The organism is Streptomyces sp. NPDC093544 (assembly GCF_040683495.1).
In the GTDB taxonomy this organism is placed as follows: domain Bacteria; phylum Actinomycetota; class Actinomycetes; order Streptomycetales; family Streptomycetaceae; genus Streptomyces.
The window spans coordinates 107,201-122,253 of sequence record NZ_JBFBEA010000010.1 but is presented as its reverse complement, the minus strand read 5'-3'; the positions used below and the strand labels follow the sequence as shown (position 1 = coordinate 122,253).

At 69.2% G+C, this 15,053-nt stretch carries 10 protein-coding genes; 2 read left to right on the top strand and 8 right to left on the bottom strand.

Annotated features, from left to right (window positions below):
• Positions 1-28: 28 nt before the first annotated feature.
• The 8 genes from AB0N66_RS17055 to AB0N66_RS17020 all read right to left on the bottom strand — a co-directional run bounded on the left by AB0N66_RS17055 (position 29) and on the right by AB0N66_RS17020 (position 10,253).
• The gene (locus AB0N66_RS17055; protein WP_365434787.1) at positions 29-1,777 is read right to left on the bottom strand and encodes a S8 family serine peptidase; all 1,749 of its coding nucleotides are present in this window, start codon (positions 1,775-1,777) and stop codon (positions 29-31) included.
• 394 nt (positions 1,778-2,171) lie between these two features.
• Positions 2,172-3,206 carry a PAC2 family protein gene (locus AB0N66_RS17050; RefSeq protein WP_365434784.1) on the bottom strand — a complete coding sequence of 345 codons (1,035 nt, stop codon included), beginning with the start codon at positions 3,204-3,206 and terminating at the stop codon, positions 2,172-2,174.
• A gap of 500 nt (positions 3,207-3,706) precedes the next feature.
• Complete coding sequence (locus AB0N66_RS17045) at positions 3,707-3,982, bottom strand: hypothetical protein (protein ID WP_365434781.1); 276 nt, start codon at positions 3,980-3,982, stop codon at positions 3,707-3,709.
• A 90-nt stretch (positions 3,983-4,072) separates the two neighbouring features.
• Entirely contained in the window at positions 4,073-4,744 is a 672-nt protein-coding gene (locus tag AB0N66_RS17040) for a FadR/GntR family transcriptional regulator (RefSeq protein ID WP_365434778.1), read from the bottom strand.
• Between the two features lie 300 nt (positions 4,745-5,044).
• Positions 5,045-6,676, bottom strand: coding sequence for a glycerol-3-phosphate dehydrogenase/oxidase (locus tag AB0N66_RS17035; protein ID WP_365434775.1), 1,632 nt, complete (start codon positions 6,674-6,676; stop codon positions 5,045-5,047).
• Between the two features lie 8 nt (positions 6,677-6,684).
• Positions 6,685-8,253 (bottom strand): glycerol kinase GlpK, encoded by a 1,569-nt coding sequence (glpK, locus tag AB0N66_RS17030; RefSeq protein ID WP_365434772.1) that lies wholly within the window; start codon positions 8,251-8,253, stop codon positions 6,685-6,687.
• A gap of 128 nt (positions 8,254-8,381) precedes the next feature.
• Positions 8,382-9,173, bottom strand: a complete 792-nt coding sequence (locus AB0N66_RS17025) for an MIP/aquaporin family protein (protein WP_365434769.1) — start codon at positions 9,171-9,173, stop codon at positions 8,382-8,384.
• A gap of 315 nt (positions 9,174-9,488) precedes the next feature.
• Entirely contained in the window at positions 9,489-10,253 is a 765-nt protein-coding gene (locus AB0N66_RS17020) for an IclR family transcriptional regulator (protein ID WP_365434766.1), read from the bottom strand.
• Between the two features lie 268 nt (positions 10,254-10,521).
• Between AB0N66_RS17020 and metH the strand changes: the two genes are divergently transcribed.
• On the top strand, positions 10,522-14,052 hold the full coding sequence (gene metH, locus AB0N66_RS17015; RefSeq protein ID WP_365434764.1) for a methionine synthase: 3,531 nt from the start codon (positions 10,522-10,524) through the stop codon (positions 14,050-14,052).
• Positions 14,053-14,150: 98 nt separating this feature from the next.
• The gene (locus AB0N66_RS17010) at positions 14,151-14,852 is read left to right on the top strand and encodes an HAD family phosphatase (RefSeq protein ID WP_365434763.1); all 702 of its coding nucleotides are present in this window, start codon (positions 14,151-14,153) and stop codon (positions 14,850-14,852) included.
• The last annotated feature ends 201 nt before the right edge of the window (positions 14,853-15,053 follow it).

The following is a 15,053-nucleotide window of genomic DNA, read 5'->3' as shown; positions in this document are numbered from 1 at the left end:
TCATGGGTTGAGCATTGATGGGGTTCCGTCAGCCCGTGACGACCAGGCCGACGATCTCGTCGTCCGAGAACCAGACACGTACGTCGGGCCGTCCCCCGGCGAAGGCGGAGTGCACCGCCTGGCGGATCTCGGAGGACGGGTTGTTCAGGTTGCGCCAGTCGCCGGCCACGAACAGCCGGAGCCTGGGCGGGAGTTCACGCGGATACGGCAACAGCTCGTCCCAGTACCGCTCGGCCTGGCCCGAGCCGACCGCGTCCGGCAGCAGATAGGTGACCGCCGCCTTGATGTCCGGCCGGTTGCCGATCCGCTGGGAGGCGGGCCGGCCGGGCGCGTCCTGCTGCGGGGAGCCCGTGGCCCGTAGCAAGTCGCGGGCACGATCCGGGGAGATCGGGTCCTGTGCGGCCGCCCTGAGCATTCCTTGCAGCGCGGCCAGGGCGCCGACCACCACCGGAGAGGCGGATGAGGTCCCGGAGAAGGTGTCCGTGTACCAGCCGATCTCCTCGGCCCCGCCCTGCAGGTCACCGGGCCTGTCCCAGGTGCCGCCGGTGGTCGTGACCTCGCGTCCCCAGCCCTGCGCGTCCACGCGTGCCCCGTAGTTGGAGAACGCGAGCCGCGAGCGGTCCGGGCCGTGGTCGCGGCCGTGGGTGCCGGGCGGCGGTGCGCCCGCGCCGACCAGGATCGCGCCGGATGACTGGTTGGAGGGGTTGAACGGGTTGCGCCACCACTCCGGGAACTCGGCGGGGCGGCGCTCGTACACCCCGTCGTCGAGCGACTCGGCGCCGTTGCCCGCGGCCGCCACCACGACCACGCCCTTGGCGGTCGCGTACCGGACGGCCGCGAAGTTGTCCGGCCACCACTCGATCGGTATGTAGCCCTGCTGGTCGTCGCGCTCCTCGAAGTCGAACCGCGGTCCTGGAGCGTGCAGTTCGATCAGGATGATGTCGCCGGGGCCGAGACGATCGGCCGCCGCGTGGATCGCGGGCGCCGTGCCGATGCCCTGGAAGGCCGCGGCCGCGGTCACCGTGTCCGGCACGATGCCGGTGATCCCGTGCTCGTTGCGGTCACCGCCGATCACGCCGATGACGGCCGTGCCGTGGTTGCGCCAGGCGAGGTCGGTCAGCGGGGTGCCGACGACGACGCCCGCGAGCTTCGCGGTCAGGTCCTGGTGGCCGAGTTGCCAGGCCCCCTCCACATCGATCACCGTCACGCCCTGGCCCGTACCGCCCGGCCGCTGCCAGGCCCAGTACGCGTCGATCCCCTCGGGCGCCGGGCGCAGATAACCCTGGCGGCTGGTGAAGTCCGGGGTGACGGGCGCCCCTTCCTTCACCCGCTGACTGTCCTCGGCGCTCGCCGCCGCCCGCCCCACCGATCCCACGGACGCCGGTACGGCGCCGGGCTTCACGTACGCCGTGTCGATCTCCGGCAGTGCCGCGATCCGTGAGCGCAGTTCCTGGGCGCGACTCTCGATGCCGCGCACGCGGTAGAAGAGCGCGAGGTCGGGGCCGCTCCCGGTGTCCGCCGCCGCGGACTGCCGCAGACGTTCCTCGCTCCCGAACAGCGGCTCCAGGGAGAGCTGTTCGTCGCTGAGGAACATGTTGAGGGCCGACACATCGGCGCCCGCCGCCGAGCGGACGCCCTCGGCCCGGGCACGAAGCCTGGCCTCGCCACGCGCGACGACGATCAGCTCCTGCTCGGCTCCTCGGTAGGTGAATCCCGCTCCGTCGGGCCCCGGCCCGGACATTCCCGGGCCCTGCGCCGGCTGTACCTGGTCGGTCATCGCGTACCGCTCCCTTCGGTCCATGCGGGTGCTCTTGGCTCGGTCCACAGGGGTGCTCTGTCGCGGTAGAACGCGGTGCCATGTCCCGTCCCCGGGCCGCGCCTTCGCGGCACACCCTGCTCCTCGCACGCCGAGTCGTCCACCCCTGTCCGCGTCAACTTGGTTTGAAAACAAGTTGAATTGGGAACCCTGTGCAATCCGTCCTTAAACAGATGTCACGCCGGAATCAGGCCAAATGCTGAGGAGGCGGATGTCATGTGATGGGACGACAGGGTCTGTTGACCGCTCCGCCTCATGCCCCCGGGCCAGGGCGCGCCTGCGACGACTGTGGGGCGGTGCGCGTCCAGCGCACCGCCCCACAGTCGTTCAGTCCTCGCGCTTCAGTCCTCGTGCCTCAGTCCTCCGAGGGATCCTTGGACGTGTCGTCAGGACCCTCGCCGTCCGTGCCGGTCTCGTCCGACCCGGTTCCGGCCTCCGTCCCGGGCAGCTGCGGCTTCGGCGGCCGGGGGCGGCCACCGGGGCCGTCCCGGAGATACGAGGCGGCGTCGCCGCTCTCGGTCGCGTGGCCCCCGGCCTGCGCGGCCGGACCGCCGTCCCGTCTGCGCAGATAGCGCTCGAACTCACGGGCGATCGCCTCGCCGGAGGCTTCCGGCAGATCGGCGGTGTCCCGGGCCTCCTCCAGCGACTGCACGTACTCGGCGACCTCGCTGTCCTCGGCGGCCAGCTGGTCGACGCCCAACTGCCAGGCCCGCGCGTCCTCGGGCAGCTCGCCCAGCGGAATGCGCAGGTCGATCAGGTCCTCCAGGCGGTTGAGGAGGGCCAGCGTCGCCTTCGGGTTCGGCGGCTGCGACACGTAGTGCGGTACGGCCGCCCACAGCGACACAGCCGGTACGCCCGCGTGCGTGCACGCCTCCTGGAGGATGCCGACAATGCCCGTGGGGCCCTCGTATTTGGTCTCCTCCAGGTCCATGGTGCGGGCCAGGTCCGCATCGGAGGTGACCCCGCTGACCGGCACCGGACGTGTGTGCGGGGTGTCGCCGAGCAGCGCGCCAAGGATCACCACCAGCTCCACGCCGAGCTCGTGCGCGAAGCCGAGCAGCTCGTTGCAGAACGAGCGCCATCGCATCGACGGCTCGATACCCCTGACCAGCACCAGGTCACGCGGCTTCTCGCCGCCTACCCGGACCACCGACAACCTTGTCGTCGGCCATGTGATCTTGCGGACACCGCCGTCCAGCCACACGGTGGGGCGGTTCACCTGGAAGTCGTAGTAGTCCTCGGCGTCCAGCGCCGCGAACACCTCGCCCTTCCATTCCTTGTCCAGATGTGCGACCGCGGTGGAGGCGGCGTCGCCGGCGTCGTTCCAGCCTTCGAACGCGGCCACCATGACCGGGTCGATCAGCTCGGGAACCCCCTCGAGCTCGATCACCCAGTGCCTCCTTCCGACGTGCCCTCACGTACGCCTCAACCTTACGGCGTGCGAAGGGGGCCTCCGCAGCCCCCTTGCACGGGGGAGTGAACGGATCACTGCCCCACCGAGGCACCGGAAACACGGGGAGAAGGAGGACTGACGTCAGTTGCCGCCGCATGGTTCCCCTCAGTAGCCGGAACCATCCAGCGAGTGACTCTCCGTGACGGCGGGGCGATCGCACGGCCAGGATGCCGAATTGTGAACCGTATTCCTGCAGGTCGGCGTGTCCGCCGCGTCGGGCTCGTCTATCTGGGCCTGCTCGCCGCCGGAGCCGCGGGAGCGCTCCTGGCCGCCCGGCGGCTGGATGACCCGGCCGCCGTCCTCGCCGCTCTGCTGCCGACCGCGGCCGGCGCCTGTCTGGCCTGGGCCACGTTCCGCGCCGACCGCTCGGAGGCCGCCGCCGCAGCCGGTCCTGGCGCTGTCGCGGACCAGCTCTCCACCTCCACCGCCGTACGACTTCAGTGGGAGGCCGAGGCACGGGTGCGGCGGCTCGACGATCCCTGCGCGCTGCCCGTAGCCTGGCGCGCGGCCGACGCCGAGCTGGTCGAGGACTGGGACGCCGTCTGCGCCCTGGCCGGCGCGGCGCCCGGCGCGGGGCCGGGGCAACTCGCCGGAAGCGACGGGGAGATCGGTACGGTCTTCGCGGAACGGGTGCCCACGCGGCGGCTGTTGGTGCTCGGTGATCCCGGTTCGGGGAAGACCCTGCTGCTCGTACGGCTGTTGCTGTCGGTCATCGGGCGGAGGCGGTGCCGTCTACCAGTTCCGGCACATCGAGTTGCAGCACCATCTGGCAGGCCCACAAGGGCAGTTCACAGGGTCGAGCGTCACAGGGTCGAGCGCAGCCACTGTTCCACGCTCGCGATATGCACCGTCGCCCACGAGCGGGCCGCCTCCGCGTCGCGGTCGCGCAGGGCCGTGAGGATCGCCCGGTGCTCGTGCAGGGTGCGGCTGACCGCGTCCTCCTGGGTGAGCCCCCGCCAGATGCGGGCTCTGGTCGTGGGCCCGGAGAGGCCGTCGAGGAGCGAACAGAGCACCGAGTTCCCGGAGCTCTGCACGATGCCGCGGTGGAACTCCAGGTCACCGGCGACGAGTTCCTCCACCGAGGGTGCGTCGCCGAGCATGTCCAACTGGGCGGTCAGCGCTGCCAGTTGCTGTTCGCTGATGCGGGAGGCCGCCATCCCCGTGGCGGCCGGCTCCAGGATGCGGCGGACCGCGAGGAATTCGAGCACCGTGTCGTCGCGGTGGAAGTCGACGACGAAGCTCACCGCTTCCAGCAGGAGTTGGGGGTCCAGGCTGGTGACATAAGTGCCGTCGCCCTGCCGGACATCCAGGATGCGGATGAGCGACAGGGCGCGCACCGCCTCGCGCAGGGAGTTGCGGGACAGCCCGAGTTCGGCGGCGAGTTCGCTCTCCTTGGGAAGCCGGTCGCCGGGGCGCAGCGAGCCGGAGACGATCATTTCCTTGATCTTCTCGATCGCCTCGTCGGTGACTGCCATGGCGGGCCTCCCTGTCGTTCAGCATGCTGTTCGGGATGTCGCCAAGGCATCCGCTCAGACATCCGATGTCTCAGCCTCATTATGAGGGTCAGCGGGCTGAACAGGGCACGGAATTCGACGTCAGCTCAGGCGAGGGCCTCCAGGTCGGCCGGCGGTCCCGCCCCGTACCCCCGTAGCTGAAAATCAGCCCCTCCGGCGTTTGAGGAGCGGGGTCTGGGGCGGAGCCCCCAGAAACAAGGGACGGGTAGGGGCGGAGGGGGCGGAAAACCCCAAGCCCAGCCCCTCACGCCACCACAGGGTCTACTCGTCGAGCAGACCCTGCACCTTCCCCCGCACCTCGTCCGTGGCAAGCCCGCGAATCGTCAGCGTCGTACGACGGCGCAGCACGTCGTCCGCCGTCTCGGCCCACTCGTTGTCGCGGGCGTAGACGACCTGCGCCCAGATCTCCGGGGCATCGGGGTGGACACGCTCGGCGAGCTCCGCGTTGTCGTCGGCGAGGCGCGCGATCTCGAAGGCCAGCGAACCGTAGTGGGTGGCCAGGTGGTTCGCGGTGTCGGCCGCCATACGCGGCCCCGCCGACGATCCGTCGGCGAGCAGGCGGTGCGCGACCGCGCGGGGATTGGCGACACCCGGCAGCGGCATCTTCCTCGGCAGCGAGGAGATCGGTTCGAAGTCGTCGCCCAGCGGGTGCCCGGGCAGCGACTCCAGCTTCTTCATGACCGTACGGCCGATGTGCCGGAAGGTGGTCCACTTGCCGCCCGCGACGGACAGCATCCCGCCGCGGCCCTCGGTGACGACCGTCTCCCGCTTGGCCTTCGACGTGTCGCCGGGCCCGCCGGGCAGGACACGCAGCCCGGCGAAGGAGTACGTGATCAGGTCACGGGAGAGCTGCTGGTCGCGGATGGAGAACGCGGCCTCGTCCAGGATCTGGGATATGTCCTTCTCGTTGACCGCGACATCCGCCGGGTCACCCTCGTACTCCTCGTCCGTGGTGCCGAGCAGCAGCATGTCCTCCCAGGGGAGGGCGAAGGTGATGCGGTACTTGTCGATGGGGGTGGCGAGCGCTGCCTTCCAGGGGGCGGTGCGCTTCAGTACCAGGTGCGCGCCCTTCGAAAGGCGGATGGAGGGAGCCGAGTCGGGGTCCTCCATCTTGCGCAGGTGGTCGACCCACGGGCCGGTGGCGTTCAGCACCAGGCGCGCCGACACACCGAACTCGTCACCGGAGAGACGGTCCCTGAGCTCCGCACCGGTCACCCGGCCCTTGGTGAAGCGCAGCCCGGTGACCTCGGCGTGGTTGAGGACGACGGCGCCCGACTCGACGGCTCCGCGGACCGTCATCAGGGCCATCCGGGAGTCGTTCATCTGGTCGTCGCCGTACACGGCCACGGCCTTGAGGTTGTCGGTGCGCAGCTCGGGCACGTCCTGCGCGGCCTTCGAGGGGCTCAGCAGGTGCCCGACGCCGTCGCCGAAGGCGGACAGCGCCGAGTAGGCGAACACACCGGCACCGAGCTTCGCGGCGCCGTGCGGGCCGCCCTTGTACACGGGGAGGTAGAAGGTCAGCGGGTTCGCCAGGTGGGGGGCCACCTGACGGGAGACCGCACGGCGCTCGAAGTGGTTCTCCGCCACCAGCTTCACCGCGCCGGTCTGCAGGTAGCGCAGACCGCCGTGGAGAAGCTTGGAGGAGGCGGAAGAGGTGGCGCCGGCGAAGTCGCCGGAGTCCACCAGGGCCACCCGCAGCCCGGACTGCGCGGCATGCCAGGCGGTGGAGATGCCCAGGATGCCGCCGCCGATGACGAGAAGGTCGTACGACGCCTTGGAAAGCTGCTCCCGGGTCTCGGCGCGACTCACCGCTTTGAAATCGGAGACAGCCGAGCCGGCGGCCGGGCGCGCACCGAGGGCAGGTACGGACTGCAGGGTGGACTGGGTAGTCATGCGGGTTTTTACTCCTCGACAGAGTCGTCGTCGAGCCAGCCCATGGACCGCTCGACGGCCTTGAGCCAGCTCTTGTACTCACGGTCGCGCGTCTCCGCGGCCATGTTGGGGGTCCATTCCGCGGCCCGGCGCCAATTGGCGCGCAGGTCCTCGGTGTTGGTCCAGAAGCCGACGGCGAGACCGGCGGCGTAGGCGGCGCCGAGGCAGGTGGTCTCGGCGACCATCGGGCGCACCACGGGGGCGTCCAGTACATCGGCCAGGGTCTGCATCAGCAGGTTGTTGGAGGTCATGCCGCCGTCGACCTTGAGGGCCGTGAGCTCGACGCCGGAGTCCTTCGTCATGGCGTCGCTGACGTCACGGGTCTGCCAGGCGGTGGCCTCCAGGACGGCGCGCGCGATGTGCGCCTTGGTGACGTAGCGGGTCAGGCCGGTGATCACGCCGCGGGCGTCCGGACGCCAGTACGGCGCGAACAGACCGGAGAAGGCCGGCACGAAGTAGGCGCCTCCGTTGTCCTCGACCGACAACGCGAGCGTCTCGATCTCGGCGGCGGACTTGATCAGGCCCATCTGGTCGCGCATCCACTGCACCAGCGAACCGGTGACGGCGATCGAGCCCTCAAGCGCGTAGACCGGCTTCTGGTCGCCGATCTGGTAGCCCACGGTGGTCAGCAGTCCGCTGTAGGAATTGATGATCTTTTCACCGGTGTTCATCAGCATGAAGGTGCCGGTGCCGTACGTGGACTTGGCCTCGCCCTCGGAGAAGCAGGTCTGGCCGAACAGGGCCGCCTGCTGGTCGCCGAGCGCGGAGGCGACGGGGATGCCGCCGAGCAGCTCGCCGAGCCTGCCGCCGGTGATCTCGCCGTACACCTCGGCGGAGGAGCGGATCTCGGGCAGCATGTTCAGCGGAACGCCGATGGATTCGGCGATCTTCGGGTCCCACTTCATGGTGTGCAGGTTCATCAGCAGGGTGCGGGAGGCGTTGGTGACGTCGGTGACGTGCCTGCCGCCGTTGACACCGCCCGTCAGGTTCCAGATGACCCAGCTGTCCATGGTGCCGAAGAGGATGTCGCCGGCCTCGGCGCGCTCGCGCAGGCCCTCGACGTTGTCGAGCAGCCAGCGGGCCTTGGGCCCCGCGAAGTACGAGGCGAGCGGCAGGCCCGTCTCGCGGCGGAAGCGGTCCGCGCCGACGTTCCGGCCGAGCTCCTTACAGAGCGCGTCGGTGCGGGTGTCCTGCCAGACGAGCGCGTTGTAGACGGGCTCACCGGTGTTCTTGTCCCACAGCAGCGTGGTCTCGCGCTGGTTGGTGATGCCGATGGCCTTGATGTCGTCGCGGGTGATGCCGGCCTTCTCGATGGCCGAGGCGACGACCTCCTGGACGTTGGTCCAGATCTCGGTGGCGTCGTGCTCGACCCAGCCCGGCTTCGGGAAGATCTGCTCGTGCTCCTTCTGGTCGACGGAGACGATGCGGCCGTCCCGGTCGAAGACGATGCAACGGCTGGACGTGGTGCCCTGGTCGATCGCGGCGATGAACGGCCCTGTGCCGTGCGAGGAAGTGCCTGTGGTCTGTGCGTCGGTCACGGTGTGCTCCTGAAGGTTCCGTGTGAAGGGGCTGTATCTACGATCTACGGCGCTGTGCTGTGCGGCGCTGCTGTGTGAAGCGGTGCAGTGAAGCGTGCGGCTCTCAAGCGGTGCTCACAAGCGGTGCTCTAAGCAAAGGCGACGTTGTAGATGCCCGCAGCGATCGCGCCGCCGATCAGTGGACCGACGACCGGGATCCAGGCGTAGCTCCAGTCGGAACCGCCCTTGTTGGGCAGCGGGAGCAGGGCGTGCACGATGCGCGGGCCGAGGTCACGGGCCGGGTTGATCGCGTAGCCGGTCGGGCCACCGAGGGAGAGGCCGATGGCCACCACGACGAGCGCGGTGATCAGGGCGCCCAGGGTGCCGAGGCCGTCGCCGTTGCCGTTCAGGCCCTGCGTGAGGATCGCCAGGATCAGCACGAAGGTGCCGATGATCTCGGTGGCGAGGTTCTGCCACACCTTCCGGATCTCCGGTCCGGTGGAGAAGATGCCGAGCACGGGGCCCGCGCCCTTCTCCTCCGCCTCGACGGCCTTGGTCCTGGCCTTCTCGCCCGGATCGCCGACGATCTCAGGGTCGGTGAGGTGCGCGTGGAACTGGCCGTAGTACGCGATCCAGACCAGTGTGGCGCCGATCATGGCGCCCAGCATCTGACCGGCCCAGTAGATGGGGACGTTGTCCCATCCGCCGTTCTCGATCGCGAGCGCGAGGGTCACGGCCGGGTTGAGGTGAGCGCCGGAAAGGGGCGCCGAGATGTAGACCGCGGTCATTACCGCGAAGCCCCACCCGAAGGCGATGGCGAGCCATCCGGCGCCGCGTGCCTTGGAGGCCTTCAGTGTGACGGCGGCGCACACGCCACCGCCCAGCAGGATAAGTACGGCGGTACCGATGGTCTCGCCGATGAAGATGTCGGAGCTGGACACCCGCGACTCCTTTGTCCTTCGTCCAGGGGAAGCCGAACCCCGGGTCCCTCCGGTGGTTCGTGCTCTCAGGGAAAGAGAGCGATCCGGCCCATGGCGTTGTCACACTCTAGCGCGTATTGCCGTCAAGTGTTCGACAATGCCGACCGATGGACGGGAGTCTTGCTCTCGTGTTACCGGCACGTCAAGAGCTCTGTTGTCGGAAACGCGATCGTTACTGATTGCTGTGAGCTGTTGATCTTGCGAGCGAACGACGAAGGCCGGGACGCCCTTGGCATCCCGGCCTTCTCCTGTACGGACGTAAGAATCCTGTGGGTTTCAGAACCGCCCGGCGCCCAGGTCACGCGACACGGCGCGGGCGCAGTCCCGAACCGCAGCGATCAGCTCGGGGCGCAGCCCCCCGTCCTTGCAGACCCGCTCCACGGCCCCCGTTATGCCCACCGCGCCGACCGGCATCCGCCGCCGGTTGTGGATGGGGGCGGCGACCGAGGCGACACCTGTCCAGGTCTCCTCGACGTCGTCCGCGTACCCGCGCGCGCGGGTCACGTCCAGCACGCCCTCGAACTGGTCCAGCTCGCTCACGGTGCGCGCCGTGAACGCCTTGCGCTCGGCCTCCAGGACCTCGCTGTGCGCCACCGGATCGTATGCGGAGAGGACCTTGCCCAGCGCTGTGGAGTGCAGCGGCTGCATGGCCCCGACCTCCAGTACCTGGCGGCTGTCGTCCGGCCGGAACACGTGGTGGACGATCAGCACCCCCTGCTGGTGCAGCACGCCCAGATAGACGCTCTCGCCGCTGGAGCGGGCCAGATCGTCCGTCCAGACCAGGGCGCGCGCCCGCAGCTCGTGCACGTCGAGATAGGTGGTGCCGAGCCGCAGCAGCTCGGCGCCCAGCTGGTAGCGCCCGGAGGCGCCGTCCTGCTCGACGAAGCCTTCCTGCTGAAGTGTGCGCAGGATGCCGTGGGCCGTACCCTTGGCCAGACCGAGCGAGGAGGCGATGTCCGACAGGCCGAGCTGCCGCTCGCCGCCCGCGAGGAGCCGCAGCATCGCCGCCGCCCGCTCGAGCGACTGGATGTTCCGTGCCATCGCCGTACTGCCTCCGTCCCCTTCGACCGACGGCGGACGATTCGCTACCACCGTTCGGCAATGTCGAACACTACCGGTCGTTGCCGACCTCCCGCTAATGGATGGTCGCCACAAATTCCGTCCGTCTGGGCACCGTCGTCGCATGCGCCGCGTCCGTCCGTCCCGTGGACGACCCGACCCTATGGCCGCGCTCCGGGCTAACCTGACCGGGTGCGTGTTCCATGAGAAGCGCATAGCCGACAGCCGTCGCACTCCAGGGAGCATCTTCATGGCCTCGTTGCCGAACCCGTCCCCTTCGTCCGAACTTGCTGAGAGCCGGACGCGTGCCGAAGCGCTCCGCCAGGCCCTCGCCACCCGCGTCGTGGTGGCCGACGGGGCGATGGGCACGATGCTCCAGGCGCAGGACCCGACGCTGGAGGACTTCCAGCAGCTCGAGGGCTGCAACGAAATCCTGAACGTCACCCGCCCCGACATCGTCCGTTCCGTCCACGAGGAGTACTTCTCCGTGGGCGTCGACTGCGTCGAGACCAACACCTTCGGCGCCAACCACTCGGCGGCGACCGAGTACGAGATCGCCGACAGGATCTTCGAACTGTCCGAGTCGGGCGCCCGGATCGCCCGCGAGGTCGCCGACGAGTTCGGCGCCAAGGATGGCCGCCAGCGCTGGGTCCTCGGCTCGATCGGTCCGGGCACCAAGCTGCCGTCGCTCGGCCACATCTCGTACGACGTACTGCGCGACGGCTATCAGCAGAACGCCGAGGGACTGCTCGCCGGCGGCGCGGACGCACTCATCGTGGAGACCACGCAGGACCTGCTCCAGACCAAGTCCAGCCTGGTCGGCGCGCGGCGCGCGATGCAGGCCCTCGGCCTGGAAGTGCCGCTGATCTGCTCACTCGCCTTCGAGACCACGGGCGTCATGCTGCTCGGCTCGGAGATCGGCGCGGCGCTCACCGCGCTGGAACCGCTGGGCATCGACCTGATCGGGCTGAACTGCTCGACGGGCCCGGCCGAGATGAGCGAGCACCTGCGCTATCTGGCCCGCCACTCGCATACGCCGCTGATGTGTATGCCGAATGCCGGTCTGCCCGTGCTGACCAAGGACGGCGCCTACTTCCCGCTGACCGCGCCCGAGATGGCCGACGCGCAGGAGACCTTCGTACGCGACTACGGCCTCCAACTGGTCGGCGGCTGCTGCGGATCGACGCCCGAGCACCTGCGTCAGGTCGTCGAGCGAGTGCGCGACATGACGCCGGGGACCCGCGACCCGCGCCCCGAGCCCGGTGCCGCCTCCCTCTACCAGACGGTGCCGTTCCGTCAGGACACCGCCTACATGGCGATCGGCGAGCGGACGAACGCCAACGGGTCGAAGAAGTTCCGTGAGGCCATGCTGGAAGCCCGCTGGGACGACTGCGTGGAGATGGTCCGCGACCAGATCCGTGAGGGCGCGCACATGCTCGACCTCTGCGTCGACTATGTCGGGCGTGACGGTGTCGCCGACATGAAGGAGCTGGCCGGCCGCTTCGCCACCGCCTCCACGCTGCCGATCGTGCTGGACTCCACCGAGGTCGACGTGCTCCGCGCGGGCCTGGAGAAGCTGGGCGGCCGGGCGGTCATCAACTCGGTCAACTACGAGGACGGCGACGGCCCCGAGTCGCGCTTCGCGAAGGTCACCCAGCTGGCCCGCGAACACGGTGCCGCGCTGATCGCGCTGACCATCGACGAGGAGGGCCAGGCCCGCACCGTCGAGCACAAGGTCGCCATCGCCCAGCGGCTGATCCAGGACCTGACGACGAACTGGGGCGTCCTGGAGTCGGACATCCTCATCGACACCCTGACCTTCACCATCTGCACCGGCCAGGAGGAGTCCCGCAAGGACGGCATCGCCACCATCGAGGCCATCCGCGAACTCAAGCGCCGCCACCCGGACGTACAGACCACCCTCGGCCTCTCCAACATCTCCTTCGGCCTCAACCCGGCCGCCCGCGTCCTGCTCAACTCGGTCTTCCTCGACGAGTGCGTCAAGGCGGGCCTGGACTCGGCGATCGTGCACGCGTCGAAGATCCTGCCGATCGCGCGCTTCGACGAGGAGCAGGTCCAGACAGCCATGGACCTGATCTACGACCGCCGCGCCGAGGGCTACGACCCGCTGCAGAAGCTGATGGCACTGTTCGAGGGCGCCACCACCAAGTCGCTGAAGGCGGGCAGGGCCGAGGAACTGGCCGCGCTGCCGCTCGACGAGCGGCTCAAGCGACGCATCATCGACGGCGAGAAGAACGGCCTCGAACAGGATCTGGCCGACGCCCTGGAGACCCGCCCCGCCCTCGACATCGTCAACGAGACGCTCCTGGACGGCATGAAGACCGTCGGCGAGCTGTTCGGCTCCGGCCAGATGCAGCTTCCGTTCGTGCTCCAGTCCGCCGAGGTCATGAAGACCGCGGTGGCCTACCTGGAGCCGTACATGGAGAAGTCGGACGCGGAGGGCAAGGGCACCATCGTGCTGGCCACGGTCCGCGGCGACGTCCACGACATCGGCAAGAACCTCGTCGACATCATCCTGTCCAACAACGGCTACAACGTCGTCAACCTGGGCATCAAGCAGCCGGTCTCGGCGATCCTGGACGCCGCCCAGGAGCACCGGGCCGACGTCATCGGCATGTCCGGCCTGCTGGTCAAGTCCACGGTGATCATGAAGGAGAACCTTCAGGAGCTCAACCAGCGTGGGATGTCCGCCGACTACCCGGTGATCCTCGGCGGTGCGGCGCTGACCAGGGCGTACGTCGAGCAGGACCTGTACGAGATCTACCAGGGAGAGGTCCGCTACGCCCGCGACGCCTTCGAGGGCCTGCGCCTGATGGACGCGCTGATCGGGGTCAAGCGCGGCGTACCCGGAGCGGTGCTGCCCGAGCTGAAGCAGCGCCGGGTGCGGCCCGCGGCCGTCGCCACCGAGGTCGAGGAGCACCCCGAGGAAGGGCACGTACGCTCCGACGTCGCCATCGACAACCCCGTGCCCACCCCGCCCTTCGCGGGCACCCGGGTCATCAAGGGCGTCCAGCTCAAGGAGTACGCCTCCTGGCTCGACGAGGGCGCGCTGTTCAAGGGCCAGTGGGGCCTGAAGCAGGCACGCGCGGGCGACGGGCCGACGTACGAGGAACTGGTCGAGACCGAGGGCCGGCCCCGGCTGCGCGGCCTGCTGGACAAGCTGCAGACCGACAACCTGCTGGAAGCGGCTGTCGTCTACGGCTACTTCCCGTGCGTCTCCAAGGACGACGACCTGATCATCCTGGACGAGCAGGGCAACGAGCGCACCCGCTTCACCTTCCCGCGCCAGCGCCGCGGCCGTCGGCTGTGCCTGGCCGACTTCTTCCGCCCCGAGGAGTCCGGCGAGACCGACATCGTCGGCCTCCAGGTCGTCACCATGGGCTCGCGGATCGGCGAGGAGACCGCCAAGCTCTTCGAGTCCAACTCCTACCGCGACTACCTCGAACTGCACGGCCTGTCCGTCCAGTTGGCCGAAGCCCTCGCCGAGTACTGGCACGCGCGGGTGCGCTCCGAACTCGGTTTCTCCGGCGAGGACCCGGACGCGATGGAGGACATGTTCGCCCTGAAGTACCGGGGCGCCCGCTTCTCCCTCGGCTACGGTGCCTGCCCCAATCTGGAGGACCGCGCCAAGATCGCTCAGCTGCTTGAGCCGGAGCGCATCGGCGTCGTGCTCTCCGAGGAGTTCCAGCTCCACCCGGAGCAGTCCACGGACGCGATCATGATCCACCACCCGGAGGCGAAGTACTTTAACGCGCGCTGATCGGACAAGCCGTACACTGGTCGGTCCACTGCAGGCCGGTTGCCCCTTTGGCTAAAAAGGGCGACCGGCCTGGTTGTCCCTCAAGGAGGTGCGCCAGGATGACCAGTACGGTCCCCGCGCTCGGTACCCGTACGGCCGAAGGCTCTGCCCTGGAAGCCGTGCTCCTCGACATGGACGGCACCCTGGTGGACACCGAGGGCTTCTGGTGGGACGTCGAGGCAGAGGTCTTCGCGTCCCTCGGCCATGTGCTCGAGGATTCCTGGCGCCATGTGGTGGTCGGTGGCCCGATGACCCGCAGCGCCGGTTTCCTCATCGAGGCCACCGGGGCGGACATCACCCTCGCCGAGCTGACGGTCCTGCTGAACGACGGGTTCGAGGCCAGGATCGGCCGCTCGTTGCCGCTGATGCCGGGGGCGGCGCGACTGCTCGCCGAACTGGCGGCGCACGAGATCCCCACCGCACTGGTCTCCGCCTCGCACCGGCGCATCATCGACCGCATCCTGGCCTCGCTCGGCCCCCAGTACTTCGCGCTCACCGTGGCGGGCGACGAGGTGGAGCGGACCAAGCCGTTCCCCGATCCGTATCTGCTGGCGGCCGCGGGACTCGGGGCGACACCGGCTCGGTGCGCTGTCATCGAGGACACCGCGACGGGTGTCGCCGCCGCCGAGGCAGCCGGCTGCCGGGTGGTCGCCGTGCCCTCGCTCGCCCCCATCGCACCGGCCGCCCGACGCACCGTCGTGGCTTCCCTGGAAGAGGTCGACCTGCCTTTTCTGCGCGGCCTGATGACGGAAATGCGCTAGGCGTTCACCCAGCGTGCGGAACTGAATGCGCGATGTGGCCCGCGCACCCCTCGGTGGATCTGCGACGAATCCTCCCGAGGGAATTGAACACGGGCCGGATGGCCGAATTCCGGTACTCTCCGGCCGAGTTGCCTGTGTGACGTTCACCACTCAACTGGGGGTCGACATCGAGTCTGGCATATGCCATCGACGCCCTTTCGG